Here is a 20,802-nt window from a genome sequence, read left to right as displayed (position 1 = left end):
CCGCGACATCGGCCAGCGGCGCGCTGCGCCAGCACCAGGCGCCGCGCGGGCGGATAGCCAGGGTGGCGGCGATATCGGGCAGGGTTGCCGTTGTCCCGGCACACCAGTCTTGCAGCCGCGCCAGCAGCGCGCGCAGCGTCTCGGCATCCGGCGCCGTGACCTCCAGCGTCACGGGCGCGGAGGGCACGGCACGCGGCGGGGGCGCGGGCGCCGCCTCCAGCACCAGGTCCGCATTCACGCCGCCCAGCCCATAGGCATGCACCAGCACCGCGCCACCCGGCCAGGGCGTGGCGGCATCGGCAAAGCGCAGTGGGCTCGCGGCGCCATCGAAAGTCTCGGGCGGGCTTGGCGCATGCGGCAGCGGCGGCATGGTGCCGTGGCGCAGCATCAGCGCCGCCTTGATCGCCGCCGCGATCCCGCCCGCCGCATCCAGCGACCCGATCAGCGGCTTCGTGCTGCCCACCGCCACGCTGCCCGCGGCGCGACCGGCCATCGCCTGTTCCAGCGCGCGCACCTCCGCCAGGTCGCCTGCCAGCGTGCCGGCGCCATGCGCCTCGACATAGGCGATATCGCCCGCGGAAAGACCCGAGGCGCGGATCGCCTGGCCGATGCACTCCGCCTGCCGCCGCACGCCCGGCAGGGTCAGCGACCCGCTGCGCGCGCCCGCGTGATTGACGGCGGAGCCGCGCAGCACCGCCTGCACCGGATCGCCATCGCGCAGCGCATCGGCCAGGGGCTTCAGCACCAGCGCGCCGACGCCCTCGCCCCGCACCTGCCCCTCCGCCGCCGCATCGAAGGCGCGGCAGGCGCCGCTGGGGGAGAGGATGCCGAGCTTCGCCAGCGCCGCCGATTCCGCATCGGACAGCAGCAGGCTCACCCCCGCCGCCACCGCCAGGCCACACTCCCCCGCCCGCAGCGCCGCCGCGGCGCGGTGGATGGCCACGAGGCCGGAGGAGCAGGCGGTATCCACCCGCTCGCTCGGCCCCGACCAGTCGAACAGGTAGGAGATGCGGTTCGCGGCCATCGAGGGCACGCGGCCCGTGATCGCCACGCCATCCGCCTCCCCCGCCGCATGTTCGGCAAAGCTGGTGGAATAGAAGGCGGCAAAGATTCCCGTGTCGCTGCCGCGCAGCCTTGCGACGTCGAGCGCCGCATCCTGCAGCGCGGCATCCGTGCATTCCAGCAGAAGGCGCTGATGCGGATCCATCGCCACGGCCTCCGCCGGGGCAATGCCGAAGCGCGCGGCATCGAATCCCTCGACGTCATCGAGGAAGCCGCCGCGCGGCAAAGCCGTGCCGCGGCCGGGTGGTGGTGGTGCCAGCGCGCTGCGGCCCTGGGCGATGCGGGACCAATAGGCATCGACATCGGGCGCGCCGGGGAAGCGGCAGGCCATGCCGATGATGGCGATCGGCGCATCCTGCGCGACCCGCACCGGTGCCTCCGCCGCGCCCATCGCCCCCATCGGCGCGGCGAGGCGTGCCAGATGCGGCAGCCCCTCCAGCAGCAGGTTCTCGGGCACGCCGAAATCCACCAGGCAGGCCACCTCATCCACACCCGCCCGCAGCACGCGCGCCAGCAGCGGCGCGCAATCCTCCGGCGTGCCGAACAGCGCGGCGCCGCGTGCGTAGCGTTCCGCGGCAAAGCCAGTCATCTGCTCGCGCTGTTCCGGCGTCAGCAGCCGGCCCGCCGCATGCGCCATGCGCTGGCTTTCCAGCGCGCCGCGCACGTAGGTGCGGAAGGGCAGGCGCGCCGCCTCCCGCACCATCGCGCCATCCTCATGCACCAGCGTGTGCAGCATCAGCGTGACCAGCCCGGCATCGTGGCCCGCCGCCGCCCGCGCCGCGCGGTAGCGCGCGATCTTGGGCGGCAGGTCGTCCAGCTCCGTGCCGATCAGCATGGTCAGCAGATTGGCACCCAGGGCGCCCGCGCGCGCAAAACTTTCGGGATTGCCGGTGGAGGAGATCCATACCGGCAATTCGGGCTGCACCGGCCGCGGCAGCAGCCGCACGGCTGTCAGCTGGCCCTCGGGCCCGGCGAATTCCACCGCCTCCCCGCGCCACAGCCGGCGCACCTCCTCCACCCGCCGTTGCAGCAGGGCCGTGCGCTCCGCGAAATTCTCGGGCGCCAGCACGAAGTCGCGCGGGTTCCAGCCGCTGCCGAAGGCGATATCGACGCGACCATTCGAAAGATTGTCCACCATCGCCCAGCGTTCGGCGACGGCGACGGGGTGGTGCAGCGGCAGCACCACGCTGCCCGCGCGCAGCCGGATGCGCCGCGTCTGCGTGGCCAGCGCCGCCGCCAACACGGAAGGTTCTGGATAGGGCCCGCCAAAGGGCGAGAAATGCCGTTCCGGCAGCCACAGCGCCGGAAACCCCAATGCATCGGCACGCCGCGCCGCGGCCAGCAGCGTGGCATAGAGATCCGGCCGTGGGGCCTCGGAGGCCTCGGCCGAGAAGAACATCAGCGTGAAATCGAGCTGCCCTGGCGCGCGCTTTCGCGCCACCGCCGCCTCCCGCGCCCGGAAGGCGCCGGGCCGCAGCGCCGGCGCCTGGCGCGCCTGCCAGAGACGCGTCGCCGCCTCCTCCAGCCGCTGCCGCTCGGCGCTCATTCGCCCGCCTCCAGCCGGGCCGGCAGCAGCCGGGCGGATAGGGCGCGGGCGAGTTCGCCGATCGTCGGATGCTCGAAGAACACGGTCGGGTCCAGCGCCAGCCCGAAGCGCCGGCCGAGCCGCTCGGCCGCCTGCAGGGCGCGAATGGAATCGAGGCCGATGCCGGCGAAGGCCACCTCCGCCCCCAGCCGTTCCGCCGGGATCTTCAGATAGGCGGAAAGCACGGCGCGCAGCGCGGTTTCGGTGTCGTCCGCGGGCGGCGCGGATGCGGCGGCAGGCAGCGGCAGGGGCACCACCACCGCCGGCTCCGGCCGCAGCGGGACGGCGCCGCGCAGATGTTCGAGATAGCGCGAAAGCTCCGCATCGCTCAGCGCCGCGAGTTCGGCCGCAATCGCCTCGCCCGGCGGCAATGCGGCTTCCTGCGCGGCGGCGCCATGGGCCGTGACGAGCTGCGCCAGCACCGCTTCCTCCCCCTTCACCGCCGCGACCTGCGCCGGCCCCTCCGCCGCGAGCGCCCGGCCGATCAGCAGCAGGCCCTCAGCCGCGGTCAGCGGCGCCATGCCCTGCCGCGCCAGGGCGGCCAGCCGTGCCGGCGTCGCGTGGCGGTCATAGGCCCATTGCGGCCAGGCGATCGCCACCGTGCGACCCTGCCTTTCGCCGCGCAGCACCTGCGCCTGGCGTGCCTCCGCGAAGGTGCCCTGCCAGGCGCAGGCCGCGGCGTAGTCCGCGCCGCCGGCCAGGCCGAACCAGCCGGCCAGGGAACCGCAGAGCACGAACCAGTCCAGCGGCTCCTCCGCCAGCGCCGCATCCAGCGCCAGCGTGCCCGCCAGCTTGGGTGCCAGCACGCGATCCAGCGCCGCGGCGTCCTTCTCCGCCAGCGGCGCATCCTCCACCGCCCGCGCCAGTTGCAGCACGCCGCGGAAATGGCCGAGCCGAAGGCGCAGGTCGGCCAGCGCCGCCGCCAGCGCCGCCGCATCCGCCAGGTCACAGCCGGCATAGGCCAGCTCCACACCCTCCGCCCGCAGCGCCGCCAGCAGCGGCGCCACCTCCGCCTCCGGCCGCCGGCCGAGCAGGCCGATGCGCGCGCCCGCCCGCGCCGCCTCGACCGCCAGGGCGCGGCCGACCTCGCCCAACCCGCCGACCAGCAGATAGGCGCCGCCAGGCTGGAAGGGCGGGGGCGCCACCGCAGCCGGGCGTGGCGCCAGCACCGGCAGGAAGCGCCGCCCGCCGCGCCAGAGCACTTCCGGCGAGGGCGTTTCCGACATGCCCTCGATGCGGCAGATGGCGCCGAGCCGCGCGGCATCCGCCTCACCCTCCACCGCGATGCTCGCCACCGCGCCATCCGGCGCTTCGAGCAGGGCGGAGCGCAGCAGGGCCGTGCAGGCGGCTTCCAGCGCCGGTGCCTCCTGCCGATGCAGCCGCAGCAGGCGCAGTCGATGCGCGAAGCCGCCACGCTGCGCCGCGCGCAACAGCGCCAGGCTGCGCGGCAGGAGCCCCTCCGCCGGCAGCGCATCCACCACCACCAGCGGCGGCAGGTGGCCCTGCGGGTCGAGCCGCGCGACCTGGCGCAGCGCCGCCTCCTCCGTCTCCACAACCAGGCTGGGGCCCGGCCAGGCGGCGCCGAGCGCCCCGGCCAGGGCGGCATCGCCGGACAGCACCAGCAGCGGACCGGCGCTGCGCCCGGCCTCCGGCAGCCTCACCTCCTGCCAGCCCCGCGCCAGCAGATGCAGGCCGGTGACGGCGGCCGGCGCGGCTGGCGGCGTCGCAGCAGGATCCGCCGAGCCCTGGGGCAGCCAGAGGCGTTGCCGCGCGAAGGCGGTGCCCGGCAGGTCGAGCGGGGCGGGCGGCGGGTCCGGCGTCAGCCCCTGCCAGTCGATCTCCGCGCCCTCCGACCACAGCCGCGCCAGGGCCGGCAGGTCGCGCGCCCGCAACAGGCCGCGCAGCAGCGCCTGGCCCTCCGCCGTTTCCGCCAGCAGGCGCGCGGTGCCGCTCGGCGCGCCGCCCAGCGTCAGGCCGGGCGCCGCCTCGCCCCGCGACAGCGCCCGCAGCCCCTCACGCAGCCCGTCCAGATCCCGCACCAGCAGCACCGCCCGCGCCGCCTGCGCCACGCGGCCGACCCGCAGCGTCTGCGCCACCGCCGCCAGGTCCTGCGGACCCTCCAGCGCCGCGCCCAGCCGCTGCGCCAGGGCGCGCAGGGCCGGCGCGTCCACGGCGGAGAGCGGCACCAGCTCCGCCAGGGGCGCCGCCTGCAACGGCGGCTGGATGGGCGCTTCCTCCAGGATCAGATGCGCATTGGCGCCGCCCGCGCCGAAGGAGCTGAGACCGGCACGGCGCGGCGCCCCCGGCACGCGCGGCCAATCCTGCGCCGCAGCCGGCAGGCGGAAGGGAGTCGCCGCAAAGTCGATCAGCGGATTCGGCGTGGCCGCCTGCGGATGCGGCGCGATGCGGCCATGACGCAGTTGCAGCAGCAGCTTTGTCAGGCCCGCGATGCCGGCGGCGGATTCCAGATGGCCGATATTTGTTTTCAATGCGCCCAGCGCGACCTGGCGCGGGGCACGCCCGTAGCCTTCCACAAGTCCAGCCACCTCGATCGGGTCGCCGAGCGCCGTGCCGGTGCCATGCGCCTCCACCAGGCTGATGCTCTCGGCCGGCACCCCGGCCTGGGCCAGGGCGGCGCGGATGGCGCGGGCCTGGGCCTGCGGGTTCGGCACGGTGAAGCCCGCGGTGCGGCCGCCGGAATTGATGGCGCTGCCCAGGATCACGCCCTCGATCCGGTCGCCATCCCGCCGCGCCGCCGCCAGCGGCTTCAGCAGCACCGCGCCCACCCCCTCGCCATCCACGAAGCCGTCGGCGCCCGCCCCAAAGGCCCGGCAGGCGCCGCCCGAGGCCAGCATGCCCGCCGCGGCCAGATTGGCCATCTGGCGCGGATGCAGGATGAGGTTCACACCCCCCGCAAGGGCCGCGCCGCATTCGCCGCGCCGGAGGCTCTCGCAGGCCAGGTGGATGGCGGTGAGGGAGGAGGAACAGGCGGTATCGACCGCCAGCGACGGCCCGCCGAGATCCAGCAGATGCGAGACGCGATTGGCGATCGACCAGAAGTGGGAGGCGCCAGCCTGCCCCTGCCCCGCCGCCCAGGCCTCCGCCGCATGCCACTGGTAGCCGGTGTTCATCACGCCGACGAAGACGCCCACCTGTCCGCCAGCCTGGCGCGCCAGCCGCGCCGGCGTGGTGCCCGCGGCTTCCAGCGTGGCCCAGGCGGTCTCCAGGAACAGGCGTTCCTGCGGATCCATCGCCTCCGCCTCCAGCGGCGAAAGGCCGAAGAAGAGCGGGTCGAAGAGGTCCACGCCCTCGATCAGCCCGGCCCAGCGCGGCGTGGCTTCGGCGGGCCAGCGGCTGGCCGGCACAGGTGCGATGGCGCTGCCACCGGATTCGATCAGCTGCCAGAATTTTTCAGCAGTTTCGCCGCCCGGGAAGCGGCCGGCGAAGCCGATGATGGCGATGGCCTCGCCTGTGCTTTCGGCACGCGGCGCGGGCGCCGGCAGGGGCAGGACGGCCGCCTCGTCCAGGAAAGCGGCGGCCGGGGCGGGATGCGCTTCCAGCAGATGCGTCGCGAGGCGGGCCAGCGTGTTCTGCTCAAACAGCAGCGTCGCCGGCACGTCCGGAAAATCCGCGGCGATGCGGTTGCGGATCTCCAGCGCCGTCAGGGAGTCGAGGCCCCAGCCATCGAAGGGTTGGTGCAGCCGCATCTCTGTCGCCGGCAGCTTCAGCACCTCGGCAAAATGGCCCCGCAGCAGCGCGACGAGGCGCGGTGGCAGGGTCCGGGGCGCGACCTCCTCCACCGCCAGCGGCACGGCCGCCACGGGCGTGGGAACTGCGACCGGGATCGCCACCTGTGCCAAACGGCCCAGGATCAGCGATTGCCCGCCTTCCTCCGGCGTCACCGCCGTGACATCGGAAAGGCCGGCATCCCGAAAAAGCGCCTGCCAGCGCTCGGCATCGGCCAGCGGCGTGCCGGGCAGCCGGCCGGGCTCCGCCGCGCCGCGCCACCAGCCCTCGGTCAGGCCGAATACGATGGTGGCGAAGTCCTGCGGCCGGGTCACCTCATTCACCGCCAGCAGCCCGCCCTGGCGCAGCAGCGGTGCCAGGCGCGCGAGCGTCGCAGCCAGGTTCCGGGTCGCGTGCAGCACATTGGTGGCGACCACGGCATCAAAAGCGCCCTGCGGCACGCCGTTCTCAGCCGGGCTGCGCTCGGCGTCGTAGAGCGCGGTGCGGAGGCCCGGGAAGCGTGCCTCCGCCCGCGTCAGGAAGTGGCGGGAGACGTCGGTGAACCAGTACTCCGCGCCGGCCTCGTGCAGCAGCGGCCAGAGCGCGGCGGTGGTGGCACCGCTGCCGGCGCCGATCTCCAGCACGCGCCGCGGCCGTGCCGCCGCCACGGCCTGGGCCAGCCGCGTATTCAGCCGGTCCGCCACGGGATTGCCGGCATAGGCGCCTTCCACCAGCGCGGTCTCGGCGCCGGGAAACAGCACCTCCACCGGATCCACCTCGCCACGCAGAAGCGCCGGGTAGCGGTCCAGCACCGCCTCGAGCAGCGCCAGCGGCCCGGCGAGGCCCGGGCCCTCGGGCGGTGCGCCGGCCTCCGGCGCCGGCGGGAAGCGCCAGAGCCCATCGGCGTTGCGCGCCAGCCCGTCCCGCGCCAGCAGGTCCAGCAGCGCGCCGAACAGGGTGGCGTGGCGCGGCGCGATCCGCAGGCGCCGCGCCAGGCCCGCCGGCGTTGCCACGCCCGGCAGCCCCATCCCGTCCAGCACCGCGCGCAACCGGCGCCGTCCCCAGCCCTCCAACGCGGCGAAGGCGGCGATGGCGGGTGCAAGAGGCTGCGCAGCTTCCTCCGCCTCGGCGGGCACAAAGCCGAGCTGCGCCAGTGCAGCCGGCTCCGCCTTCACCGTCACCACCGCCGCCGAATCGCCGGCGAGAATGGCGCCGAACTGGGCAAAGCCTTCCTCGGGCAGGATCGGATGCACGCCGAGCCGCGCCAGCCGCGCCTGCGTCGCCGCATCCGCCACCGCGCCCACCTGTCCCCAGAGGCCCCAATGGATCGCCAGCCGCCGCCAGGGCGGGTGGCCCTGCCGCAGCACGGCCGCGGCAAAGCTGGAGCCGGCGACGTAATTCGCCTGGCCGGCGGCGCCCGGCAGGGCATTGGCCGAGGAGAAGAGAATCACCGCCCGCGGCGGCACCGCCTCCTCCGCCAAGGCCGCTTCCAGCGCCAGCATCGCCGCGGCGCGGGGGGCGAAGGCGGCGCGGAAATCGGCCTCCGTCATCCGCGCGAGCGCGCCGTCGCGCAGCACCAGCGCCGCCTGCACGGCATAGTCCACCGGGCGTCCCCAGGCGGCACGCACCTCGGCCAGCACGCGGCGCAGGGCCGTGGCATCCGTCCCATCCGCGGCGAAGTGGCGGATCTGCCCGCCCTGCGGTTCGGCCGCCGCGCTGCGGCCCACCAGGGCGATCCGGGCCTCCGGATGCTGCGCCAGCCGCTCGGCGAGGGCGCGGCCGATGCCGCCGGTGCCGCCCACCACCAGCCAGACCGCGCCCGGCGGCAGCGGCGCCTCCGCCAGCGGGGCTTCCTCCAGCACCAGCTGGCGCCGCGCCGCGCCCTGCCATTCCACCTCTCGCGCCGGGCTGCCGCCTGGCTCCGCCGCCAGCCGTGCCACCGCATCCGGCGCCGCAAGCGCCGCGGCATCGGCACGCAGCAGCGCGACGGAGAGCATCGGCCATTCCAGCGCCGCGCATTTCGCCAGGCCAAACAGCGATGCGGCGGTGGGCGTATCCGCCAGGGCCAGCACGGTCAGGCCGAGCGGCGCGCGCAGCCGCCCGGCGCGGTCCAGCGCCTGAAGGGCGGCGAGCAGCGCCAGCGCCGGCGCCGCCGGATCCTCGGCCGTTTCGGGCGCCAGCCAGACCAGCCGCGCGCCTTCCGGCACCGCCTCCGCGCCGAGCCGCGGCAGAGGCGCGAGGGCGGCCGGCACATCGCCGCCGCCCGCCAGCAGCAGCGGCACGGCCCCCGCGGCGGGCTCCGCGACGGCGCGCCAGACGGGCCGGAAAGCCTGCACCGGCCGGGGGCTGGCCGGCGCCGGCAGCGGGCGCGTCGCCAACCCCTCCAGCCACAGCAGGGGCTGGCCGGCCTCATCCAAGGCCATCAGGTCGAAGTGGCCCGCCGCCACCTCTCCGCGCCGCCGCCCGACCAGCTGCCGCGCCTGGGTCACATCGCCGCGCCGCCACAGCCCGGCCAGGGCGAAGGGGATCCGCAGCTCGGCGGCGGCCTCCTCCGGCGCCAGGGCGATCAGTGCCTGGAAGGCGGTATCCACCAGCGCCGCCAGGTTTTCGGGCGCACGGATCGCGGCGCGGATGGCGGTGCCGTCCGTCTCCACCCAGTCGAGCAACGATAGGCTTGGCCCATAGTCCAGCCCCAGCGCCCGCAGCCGCGCGGTGAGGCGCGCGGCATCCAGCATGCGCGCCGGCCCATCCGGCCCGCGGATGGCAAGGTCGCCGCCGCCGCCGAAGCGGCCGCTGGCCAGCACGCCCGCCGCATCCGCGATGGTGAAGCGGTCACCCTCCCGCCGCAGTTGCAGGGCCAGCCCGGCCTCCGGCACCTCCGCCCGGCGTTGCCAGGTGATATCAGCCAGCGCGGAGGTTCTGGGTGCCGCCTCCAGCGCCATCTGCAGCAGCGCGGCGCCGGGCAGCAGGAAGCGGCTGGCGACGACATGGTCGCGCACCAGCGCATCCTCCCGCCGCCAGAGGCGCGCGGCGCCGGCCTCCTCGATCCAATGCCGCGTGCCGAGGAAGGCGCGCGGCGGCAGGGGGACACGGCGGGCGAGGGGCGCGGGCCAGGCGATGTCCGCCCCCGCGACGAAGCCGCGCGCCAGTTCCTCCATCGCCGCGCCCGGCGGCACCGGCATGGGCCGCGCATCCTCCGCCACCACGCCGTGCAGCACGCGGCTGGCATCGCCCTCGGCGAATTCTGAAAACCGCGCGGCGGCTTCGGAGAGATCCTCCGCCACGAAGGCGAGGCGCTGGGGCAGCGTCTCCCGCCCCCATTGCAGCGTCGCGGCGATATCGGCCAGGGCATGGCCGCAGCCCGGCAGCGCCGAAGCCAGCCGCGCCGCCGTGGCGCGCAGCTGCGGCAGCGTGCGGGCCGAGAGCACCAGCAGCGCGGGGCCTTCGCGCATCGGCAAGGCGGCGCGGATCGGCGCCTCCTCCAGCACCAGATGCGCATTGGACCCGCCGGCACCGAAGCCGCTCAGCCCCGCGCGCAAGGGTGCCGCGCCCGCCCAGGGCTCGCCCGCATGCTGCAACCGGAAGGGGGACGCCGGGAAATCGATCTTGCGATTGGGCCCCTCGAAGCGCGGCATCGGCGGCAGGAAGCGGTGCCGCAGTTGCAGCACCAGCTTCAGCAGGCCGGCAACACCCGCCGCCGCCTCCATATGCCCCATGGTGGCCTTGATCGAGCCGAGCGCGATGCCACCGCGGGGCACCACCTCGCCATAGGCGGCGCTGAGCCCCGCCACCTCCACCGGATCGCCCAGCGCCGTGCCGGTGCCATGCGCCTCGACGAAGGAGATTTCGGCGGGTTGCACGCCCGCGCGCGCCATGGCGGCCGCAATCACCTCGGCCTGTCGCGCGGGGCTGGGCACGGTAAAGCCATTGGTGCGACCGCCATGCGCCACGGCGCTGCCGCGGATCACGGCATGCACCACATCGCCATCCGCCAGCGCCTGGGCCAGCGGCTTCAGGACGACGGCGCCCACCCCCTCGCTCGGCACATAGCCATCGCCGCCTTCCGCAAAACTGCGGCAGCGGCCGTCGCTGGCGGCAAAGCCACCGGCGCGCAGGCCGACGAATTTCAGCGGATGCAGCGCCAGGTTCACGCCGCCCGCGATGGCCACCGCGCATTCGCCATCGACCAGCGCCCGGCAGGCCAGGTGGATGGCGGTGAGGGAGGCGGAGCAGGCGGTATCCAGCGCCACCGAGGGGCCGCGCAGATCCAGCGCATAGGAAACGCGATTGGCGATGGACCAGTAGGGCGCGGCACCGGAGACGGGATTGCCCTGCGCATGCTGGTCCGCGACGCGCAGCGCATAATCGCCATACATCACGCCGACGAAGACGCCGCCCTGGCGCGCGGCGCCGGCGAGGCTGGCGCGGGTATGGCCCGCATCCTCCATCGCCTCCCAGCATATCTCCAGGAACAGCCGCTCCTGCGGATCCATGCGCGCCGCCTCGGCGGGGGAGATGCCGAAGGAGAGCGGGTCGAAGCGATCCACCTGCCGCAGGAAGCCGCCCTGCGTTGCGCCGCCGCTGCGCGCCGCGTCCCAGCGCTCACCGGGAATCTCGCGGATCACCTCCCGCCCCGCGCGCAGATTCTGCCAGAACTCGTCGAGCGTGTCGGAGTCCGGAAAACGCCCGGCCATGCCGATGATGGCGATATCCTGCGGCCGCGCCACCGGCACCGGCTGCGGTGCGGGCTGCAGGCCGGGCTGCGCCGACAGCGCCGCGGCCAGGCTGCGCAGCGTGCGGTGATCAAAGAGGAGCGTCGAGGGAAGCCGCGTGCCCAGTGCCTGCTCCAGCTTCGCCGTCAGCTTGGTGACCAGGATGGAATCGATGCCGTAGTCCTCGAAGGCACGATCCGGGCGGAGCCGATCGGGCGGCATGCCGGCGGCCTCGGCGAAGATGGCGGTGACGCGGTCCAGCATGGGCGTGGCATCGGCCGGCTGCGCGGGCGCGACAGGGGCCGGCGGCGCCGCTTGCAGGAAGCGCGCAATGGCCGCGCGATCCCCTGGCAGCACCAGGACATGCGAATGATCGAAGCCCAGCGCAGCCTCGAAGGCCGCGAGACCGGCCGCGGTTTCCAGCGGCGCAATGCCGGTGGCCGCGGCGCGGCGAGCCGCCTCCTCCGCCGTCACGGACATGCCGCCTTCCGCCCAATAGGGCCAGCCGATGGAGACCGTGGCGCCCGGCCCCTGACGCTGCTGCGCGAAGGCATCCAGAAAGGCATTCGCCGCCGCATAGGCCGCCTGTCCCGGCGCGCCGAAGGACCCGGCGAGGGAGGAAAACAGCGCGAAGAAATCGAGCGGGTCCTGCCGCGTCGCCGCATCCAGCGCCCGCGTGCCGGCCAGCTTCGGCGCCAGCACGGCGCGCAGATCGGACTCCGCCAGATTGCGGAACAGCCCGTCCCGCTGCACCCCCGCCGCCTGCACCACGCCGTGGATCGGCCCGAATTTTTCCCGCCCTCGATCCAGCGCCGCCGCCACGGCGGCGGCATCGGTCAGATCGGCCCGCAGGTGCAGCTCCACGCCCTCCGCCACCGCATCCCGCGCGGAGCGGCCAAGCACGATCACCCTCGCCTGCCAGGCCTGCACCAGGTGCCGCGCCAGCAGCCGCCCGATGCCGCCCGCGCCGCCGGCCAGGACATAGACGCCGCCGCGCCGCAGCCGCGTGCGGCCGGGGGCGGGCACAAAATCCCAGCCGCGCGTGACCTCGCCCAGCGCCAGGGCGCGCGGCACCCATGCGGCCGGCGCCGCCCCGGCGGGCGCGGCGAAGCTGCCGAGGCGCAGCGCGCCACTCTCCTGCGCCAGGGCCCGGCCCAGGCCCTCCGCCATGGCGCCTTCCGGCGCGCCGTCATGGATGTGCAGCACCTCTCGCGGCATCGCGCCGGGCGCCGCCAGCAGGGCGCGGGTCAGCGCGGCGAGGGAGAGGAAGCCGGCCTCGCCCGATGCCGCGTGCCAGATGCGCGCGGGCGAGGCCGGCAGCCGCGCCAGCAGCGCGGGCCAGCCCAGGGCCGAAACCTCCTCCGGCGTCGCCAGCACCGGCCGGCCGCCCAGCGCCTGCCACAGCGCGGCATCGCCGAGCACGAGATCCGGCAGCCGCGGCGGCCCCGGCACCGCCGCCGCGCCGCGCGGCACCGCGAAATGCACCGCCGGCGCCGCCTGGTGCACCCGCAGCGCCAGATCCTCCAGCCGCGCCAGCACCGCGCCATCCGTATCCAGCAGCGCGATATCCAGGCGCTGCACCCCGCCCTCCACGCCCGGGCGGCGGCGGATATGCGCCCAGCAGTCGGCGGGCAGGCGCCGCGCCAGGGTCAGCCGCGCCAGGCCCATGGGCACCACGCCCTCCGGCAGCGGGCCATCCCCGGCCAGTCCGATCGCCGCCTGCATGGCGCCGTCCAGCAGCGCGGGATGCGCAAGCCAGTCACCCGCCGGCGCGGCCTGCGGCACCGCGAGCCGCGCCAGAACCTCCTCCGGCCCGGCCTGCAAGTGCTGGATGGCGCGCAGTCCGGGGCCATAGGCGAAGCCCGTGGCGGCGAAGCGCGCATAGAGCGCGGCGCCGGGCTGCACAGGGCCGAGCCGCGCCGCGATCCGCGCCGGCGTCTCGCCCGCCAGCAGCGGCGCCGCCGGCAGGGCGCGGAACTCCGCATGCAGCACGCCATCCGGCCCGACCAGCGCCAAACCCGCGCCGCGCCGCTCCAGCCGCGCCGCCTGACCGGGCGCGGCGAAGGCGGGCGCGGCCAGGCGCAGATCGGCAAGCGCCTGGCCCGGTGCCGCGCGCAGCGCCAGGTCCAGGATGGCGGCCGCCGGCAGCAGCGGGCGGCCATGCAGCAGGTGGTCCGCCATGGGCCAGGCGGCCGGATCCAGGCTCACCAGCACCGGCGCCTGCACCAGGCCCTGCGCATCGAAGCGCAGCCGCGCGAAGGGATAGCCCGGCAGGCCGAGGCGCCGGGGCAGCGGCCCCGGGAACAGCCGCGCCCAGTCGCCATCCGCGCCCTGCCGATAGACTGCCGCCACCTGCTGCGCCGAGGCGGTGCCCGGCAGCGCCGCCAGCGCCGCCTCCGCCGCCGCGGACCCCTCCGCCTCCACCGGCACGGCGGTGGCAAGCGCCGCGCCGAGGCCGGCCAGGTCCCGCGCCACCACGGCCAGCCGATGCGCAAAATGGCTGCGGCCGGCGGCCAGGGTGAAGGCGAGGTCGCGCGGCGCGGCCTGCGGGTTGGCAGCGATCCAAAGCTGCAGATCGGCGATGCGCGCCGCCAGCGCCTCCGCGCTACGGGCGGAGAGCAGGAAGGCGAAGTCGCCCTCCACCGGCGCGCTCTCGGGCCGCGGCGGCGCTTCCTCCAGCACCAGATGCGCATTGGTGCCGCTGAAGCCGAAGGAGGAGACGGTGGCGCGGCGCGGTGTTGCGGCCCCACGCGGCCAGGGCTCCGCCGCCACCGGCACGCGGAAGGCCGAGGGCTGCGGCAGCTGCGGGTTGGCCTCGGCAAAATGCAGGCTCGGCGGGATGGTCTCGTGCTGCAGCGCCAGCAGCGCCTTGATGAAACCGGCGACGCCGGCCGCCGTCAGCGCATGGCCGATATTGGTCTTCACCGAGCCGATCGCCGTGCCGCCCGCCGGCATGCCCGGCCCGAAGGCCTCGGCCAGGGCGCGCCATTCGATCGGATCGCCCAGCGGCGTGCCGGTGCCATGCGCTTCCACCAGCCCGATGCTTTGGGGCGCAATGCCGGCGCGTTCCCAGACGGCGCGCTGCAGCGCCGTCTGCGCCGGGCCGGAGGGGGCGGTGATGCCGCTGGTGCGGCCATCCTGGTTGATGCCGGAGGCGCGGATCACGCCCAGCACCCGATCCCCCGCCGCCAGCGCCTTGGCCAGCGGCTTCAGCACCACCACGCCCACGCCCTCGCCGGGCACGAAGCCATCGGCACCGGCATCGAAGGCGCGGCAGGCGCCGGTGGGGGAGGCCATGCCCGCATCGCGCAGGAACAGATGCAGCCGGTCATCCGTCAGCAACACGGAGACGCCGCCGGCCAGCGCCATCTCCGCATCGCTCGCCAGCAGGCTCTGGCAGGCGAGATGGATCGCGACGAGCGAGGAGGAACAGGCGGTATCCACCGGCAGCGACGGCCCGCGCAGATTCAGCAGATAGGAGATTCGCGCGCTGAGGATCGCCACCGAGTTGCCGAGCGCCGGCAGGCTCTCCCCGCCTTCGGTGCTGCCGTGATCCCGATGCGCGACGCCGCAGAAGACGCCGCAGGACAGGCCATCCAGCGCGCGGGCGCCATAGCCCGCATCCTCCAGCGCATGCCAGGCGGCTTCGAGGAAGACGCGCTGCTGCGGGCTCATCGCCGCCGCCTCGCGCCAGGTCATGTTGAAGAGCTCGGGGTCGAAGGCGTCGTGGTCGTCGAGAAACCCGCCCCAGGCGGCGGGCAGTTTTTCGGAGAGCGCGAAACGCTCCGGCGGCACCGGGCGGATGGCGCTACGGCCCGCGCGTAGCAGGTCCCAGAAGCTGTGCGCATCGGGCGCGCCGGGGAAGCGGCAGGACAGGCCGATGACGGCGATATCGCGCGGATGGGCGGCAGGCTCGGCCGGCGTCGTGACGGGCGCCGCGACGCGCGTACTGGCAGAGACATGCCGCGCCAGCGCGGCCAGCGTCGCATGGGCAAAGATATCGGTGGGGGCGAGGCTGCAGCCGAAGGCCGCATTGGCCGCGGCGGCGAGCTGTGGCGCGACGATGGAATCGACGCCGTATTCGCCGAAGGGACGGTCGCGCGCGATTTCCTGCGGCGCGAGACCCAGCGCCGTGGCCAGCAGGGCGGTGAGTCGTGTCTCCACATCGTCCGCGGCCGACACCGCCGCCTGGCGCCGCGGCGCGGCCTGCCCCGCCGCCTCCGCCACCAGCACGCATTGAAACGAGTCTTGCGGATCCGCCCCAAGCCCCACGGCGCCAGGGGCGCCAAAGCCCGCCTCGACCAGCGCCGCGCGCCATTGCGGCAGGGAGAGCAGCGGCGCGTCGGGCAGCCGCGCCTCGGCATCCCCGAAAACCCACCAGCCGTCGAGCAGGCCGAAGGTCATGCTGGCGAAGGCGCCGGCCTGGGTCAGCTCGTTCAGCAGCAGCAGCCCGCCCGGCCGCAGCAGCCGGCGCAGCCGCGCCAGGCTGTCCGCGATGCAGCGCGTGGCGTGCACGACGTTGGAGGCGAGCAGCACGTCGAAGCTCTCGGGCGCGAATCCCTGCGCCTCCGGCTCCGCCTCCAGGTCGAATCGTGCGAAATCCAGCCAGGGGCGGCCAGCGCCGAAGTTTGCGCGGCCATGCACCAGGAAGCCGGGCGAGACATCGGTATAGAGGTAGCGCGCCACCTGCCCCGGCATGCCATCCAGCGCCGCCAGCACGGCGGCGGAGGCGCCACCCGTGCCGGCACCCACCTCCATCACCCGCAACCCCTTGGAAGCTGCCGCCGCGCGCGCCGTGGCGCGGGCCAGCACCGTGTTGAAGCGATCCGCCCAGGGATTCCGGCGGTACAGCCCCTCGACCAGATGCGTGGCGCCGCCCGGGAACAGCACATCCGTCGCCGCCACGCGGCCCGCCAGCACATCCGGCAGCGCCGCGGCGCAGGCCTCGAGCAGCGCGAGGTGCGGCGCGAGGCCCGGGGCCGCCTGCAACAGCGCCGCGCGTTCCGCCGGCGGCGGCCCGGCTTCCTCCCGCGCATGGCGCCGCAGCGCCGCGGCCAGGCGCGCATGGCGCGGTGCGGGCACGGGCAGCACCATGGCGCGCAGCAGCGCCGTGGCATAGCGATCGAGCAGCGGGGCGGGATCGGGCAGGCTCATGCACCGCCCTCTGCCGCGAGATCCGCCATGACGGAGTCGAACAGCCTGCTCTGGGGCGCGTCATCGGGCCAGCAGCGCCGGCGCGCAAAGGGATAGGGCGGCAGGGCAAGGCGCGCGAAGCTGCCGGGCGGGTGCAGCGCAAGCCAATCCGGCGCATCGCCCACGAGATAGGCGCGCGCCTCCGGCGTCGTGGCCAGGTTCTCTTCACGGGCCAGCGCGTCACGCAGCGCCGCCGTATCCGCCACGACATAGGCGGCGCGATGCGCACGGTGATGCGTGCGGCCGAGGGCGAGGGTCGCGCAGATATCGGCAATTTCCGCCTCGGGATGCTCGGCGATCCAGGCCGCGAGATCCACCCGCCGCTGCACCAGCGCCTCCGCCGTTTCCGCAGACAGCACCGCGAGGTGATCCGCACGCGGCGCGCGGTCCGGTGCGGCGCGCGGCGGCGGCGGCGCCAGCACGGCATGCGCATTGGTGCCGCTGAAGCCGAAGGCGGAGACGGCGGCCAGGCGCCCACCCAGCGGCTGCGCGGCGCGTGGCACCACAAAGGGCGAATCCGCGCCCAGCGGCAGCAGCGGATTGGCCTGCGCGAAGTTGACCGCAGGCGGCACCACGCCGTGCCGCAGCACCAGCAGCGCGCGGATCAGCCCGACCACGCCCGCGGCCGCCAGCGTATGGCCCAGATTCGCCTTCGCCGAGCCCACAGCGCAGCGCGCGGGCGCGACATCCCCGAAAGCCTCGTGCAGCGCGCCGAGTTCCACCGGGTCGCCGAGCCGCGTGCCGGTGCCATGCAGCTCGACATAGCCGAGATCGGCGGGCGCGATGCCGGCACGGCTCCAGACCTCCCGCAGCAGCGCCGCCTGCGCGGCGCCGTTGGGTGCGGTGATGCCGTTGCTGGCGCCATCCTGGTTCACGCCGCTGGCGAGAATCACGCCGCGCACCTCGTCGCCATCGCGCAGCGCATCCGGCAGGCGCTTCAGCACGAGGCAGGCCACCGCCTCCGCCGGCACGAAGCCATCCGCCGCCGCATCCAGCGTGCGGCAGCGCCCGGTGGGGGAGAGCATGCCGGCCTGGGTGGCGGCCAGGTAGAATTCCGGCGTCGTCATCACCGCCACGCCGCCGGCCAGGGCGAGGTCGCATTCGCCGCGCCGCAGGCTCTCCGCCGCCAGGTGCAGCGCGACGAGGGAGGAGGAGCAGGCGGTATCCACCGACAGGCAGGGCCCGTGCAGATCGAGCCGATAGGCGATGCGCGCCGCGAGCATGGAGGCCGCATTGCCCGTGAAGCTGCGCGCATCCGGCGCGCGCCCGGCCTGCGCCAGCCGCGCCTCGTAATCGCCCGCCACGGTGCCGGCGAAGACACCGCAGGTGCGGCCGGAGAGTGATGCGGGGCCATGGCCCGCATCCTCCAGCGCATGCCAGGCGGCCTGCAGGAACAGGCGCTGCTGCGGGTCGATGGCCGTGGCCTCGGCGGGGGACAGGCCGAAGAAGAGCGGGTCGAAGGATTCGATGTCCTCGAGGAACCCGCCATCGGGGCAGAGCGGCTGCGGGGCGCGCAGCGCCGCATGGTTCCAGCGGCTGGCCGGCACCGGCCCGACGCTGTCCACGCCGTCGCGCATGTTCCGCCAAAGGGTTTCGATATCGCCCGCACCCGGAAAGCGGCCGGACCAGCCGATGACCGCGATGGGCGCCGGTCCCGTGCTTTCGCTGCGCGGCGCCGCCTGCGGCAACCGCAAGGCTTCGCCGTGCCGCGCCGCCAGATGCCGCGCCAGCTTCTCCACCGTCTCGTGGTTGAACAGCACGGTCGGGTTCAGCGCCACGCCGAGCTTTTCGGCCAGCGCCGCCACCAGGGCGACACCGAGGATGGAATCCGCGCCGTAATCGGCAAAGCTGCGATCGGGCCGGACGTCCTCCAGCCGCATCTCCAGCACCTCCGCCACCGTCGCGCGGATCAGCGCGACGAGATCGGCGGGCGCCGTGCCCTCCGGCTCCGCGCGCCGGCGCAGCCTTTCGCGCATGCCGCGCGGCGCCGCCGCGGGCACGGCTGCCGCCACGTTGCGCGCGACGATCACCGCATGGCGGAACTGCGATTCCGCCGTCAGCCCCGGCTCGCTGAACACCGAGACCTCGCCGAAGCCGGCCGCGGCGAGGCGCGCGCGCCAGCCCGCGACATCCAGCAGCGGCGCATGCGGCAGCCGCGCATCCTCGGCCATCCACCAGCCATCCAGCAGGCCGAAGGTCAGCGTGCCGAAGTCGTGGATCGCCGTCATCTCATACAGCACCAGCACGCCGCCCGGCTTCAGCAGCCAGCGGATGTGGGACAGCGAGCGCACCAGATCCGGCGTCGCATGCACCACATTGGCGCCCAGCACCACGTCGCAGCTTTCGGCCTGCTGCCCCTGCGTCGCCGGGTCACGCGTCACGTCCAGCATGCGTCCCGAGAGCCAGGGCCGGGTCGCGCCGAATTCGCGGCGGCCGAATTGCGCGAAGGCGAGCGAGATGTCGGTATAGACGTAATCCACATCGCCCCGCGCATCGAGCTGCGCGAGCACGCTGCGGCTGGTGCCGCCGGTGCCGGCGCCCACCTCCAGCACGCGCACAGGTCCTGGCTTCCGCACCGCCCCGGCCACTGCTGCCGCCACCAGCCGGTTGCAGAAATCTCCCAGCCGATTGCCGCGATAGATGCCCTGCACAAGATCCAGCGAGCTGCCGGGAAACATCACCTCGGTCGCCAGCCTTTCCCCGCGCAGAACCTGCGTCAGCGCGCCGAGGCAGGTCTCCAGCAGTGCGGCATGCGCGGCGAAAGGCGGATGCGCCGCGACGAAATTCCGGATCTCGGTCGCCAGATCGCCGGGCTCGCGCGGCTGGCCGATCAGTGCATCGCCCTCGCGCCGCAGCGCGCCTTCACGTTCCAGAATTTCCAGCAGCGCCGCGAACAGTCTTGCGTGGCGCGGCACCACGCCGAGCTGCGCGGCCAGCTGCGCCTCCGTCGCGCGCGCCCCCGGCAGCAGCAGCGCCGCAGCCTTCCACCAGGCCAGCAGGCGGCGGCGGGAAAGGGCCTCGATCGCAGCGTATTCGTCCCAGGCGCCCTGCATGGCCGGCGCCTCCGCCGCCACATGCGCTCGCATCGCGGCATCCAGCGTCGGCGCGGCCTCCACCACGCCCAGCGCCGCCCGCAGCTTCGCCTCGCCCTTCAGCACTGCCACCTGCGGCGCATCCGGCAGCGCCAGGATGGCATCCAGCGCCGCCAGCCCCTCCGCCGTGCCAATCGGCTGCACGCCGCGCCGCGCCAGCCTTTCGCGGTGCGCGTCATCGGCGACGCGACCGACCTCCCCCCAGAAACCCCAGTTCACGACCCGTACCGGCAGGCCGCGCGCCGCGAGTTCCAGACCCAGCGCATCCTTGTAGGCGCAGCCGGCGACGTAATTCGCCTGGCCCGCATTGGCGGCGAAACTATTGACCGAGGAAAACAGCGCCAGCACATCCAGCGGCTCCGTCGCCACCGCCTCCGCCAGAGCCCTTGTGCCGGCCGCCTTCACGGCCAGCGCTGCCGCGAAACTGGCCTCGCTCATCCGCTCCAGGCTCGCATCCTGCATCAGGATGGCGGAGTGGATGGCGGCATGCACGGGGCCGAAGCGCGCCCGCGCCGCGGCGACGGCGCGCGCCAGGTCGCCCGGCGCCGTGGCATCCGCTTGCAGATACAGGATTTCGGCCCCCGCCGCGCGCAGCGGCGCCAGCGCGGCCACAGGCTCCGCGCGCCGCCCGATCAGCGTCAGCCGCATGCCCTGGCGCTGCGCGAGCCTTTCGGCCAGCGCCAGCCCGATCCCGCCGGCCCCGCCGAGGATCAGCGCATGGCCGCCCTGCCGCCAGACGGGCGCGGCCTGCGCCACCGCCAGCGGATGCAGCGCGCGCAGGAAGCGCGTGCCGCCGCGCCAGGCCACCTCGCGCGCCAGGGCATCGCCCGGCTCCGCCAGCGCCGCCGCGGCCTGCCGCCAATCGTCCAGCCAGGCCCAGGCGAGCCGCCATTCCGGCCATTCGCGATGCGCCACGCGCAGCAGCGCCATGGCCGCCGCGCAGGCCGGCGTGGCGCGGCCCGCCTGCTCCGGCGCCAGCAGCAGCAGCCGCGTCGGCGCAGGGCCGCGCGCCTGGCGCAGCGCCCGCAGCGTGCGGAAGACGGCCAGCGGCAGCGCCTCGGCCTCGGCACAGGCCAGCACGAGGTTCTCGGGTGCCGCCTGCGCGACGCGCGCCGCCCAGTCCTCCGGCGGCAGCACCTCCGCCTCCTCCAGCGCCGCGCCGGGCGCCGCAAGCCGGAGCGGCGGCGCCAGCGCCGGCGCCGGCGCCACCGGCGCGGCGACCCAGCCGGGCGTCAGGAACCAGTCGCCCAGCGCCGGCTCCGCCAGGGCGCGGTCGATGCGCCCGGCGAGGCCGCGGAAGGCGACGACCGCGCGGCCCGCCTCATCGCGCAGCACCGCATCGAAGGCCGCCACCTCCAGCCGGTCGGGCGCCGTCAGCAGCCGGGCCTCGACGCGGCCCTGGCGCGGCAGCGGCCCGAGCACCTGCACGGAC

General features: G+C 75.0%; 3 protein-coding genes (2 of these 3 only partly in view). All 3 read right to left on the bottom strand.

Annotated elements, in window-relative coordinates; all coding sequences use genetic code 11:
* Tightly spaced (each overlapping or abutting the next), the 3 genes in view from ACTIF1_RS12720 to ACTIF1_RS12710 form a layout consistent with a single transcriptional unit that may run on beyond the window.
* A protein-coding gene (locus ACTIF1_RS12720; protein WP_439596799.1) for a MupA/Atu3671 family FMN-dependent luciferase-like monooxygenase crosses the window boundary here: on the bottom strand, positions 1-2,608 show its 5' portion. 1,055 nt of this gene lie to the left of the window's left edge; 2,608 of the gene's 3,663 nt are visible here — the first part of the coding sequence; its start codon is at positions 2,606-2,608; its stop codon lies off the left edge, out of view.
* Positions 2,605-16,239, bottom strand: a complete 13,635-nt coding sequence (locus tag ACTIF1_RS12715) for an SDR family NAD(P)-dependent oxidoreductase (RefSeq protein WP_439596798.1) — start codon at positions 16,237-16,239, stop codon at positions 2,605-2,607. Before ACTIF1_RS12715 ends, ACTIF1_RS12720 begins: the two co-directional genes overlap by 4 nt.
* On the bottom strand, positions 16,236-20,802 hold the 3' portion of the coding sequence (locus ACTIF1_RS12710) for an SDR family NAD(P)-dependent oxidoreductase (RefSeq protein ID WP_439596797.1). The gene runs 4,166 nt beyond the window's last position; the window shows 4,567 of its 8,733 coding nt (coding positions 4,167-8,733); the start codon falls outside the window, past its right edge — the gene reads right to left on this strand; it ends in the stop codon at positions 16,236-16,238. Before ACTIF1_RS12710 ends, ACTIF1_RS12715 begins: the two co-directional genes overlap by 4 nt.

Source organism: Falsiroseomonas sp. (assembly GCF_051860665.1).
Lineage (GTDB): Bacteria > Pseudomonadota > Alphaproteobacteria > Acetobacterales > Acetobacteraceae > Falsiroseomonas.
Note: the sequence above shows the minus strand (reverse complement) of the source record. Positions and strands in the feature narration are given on the sequence as shown.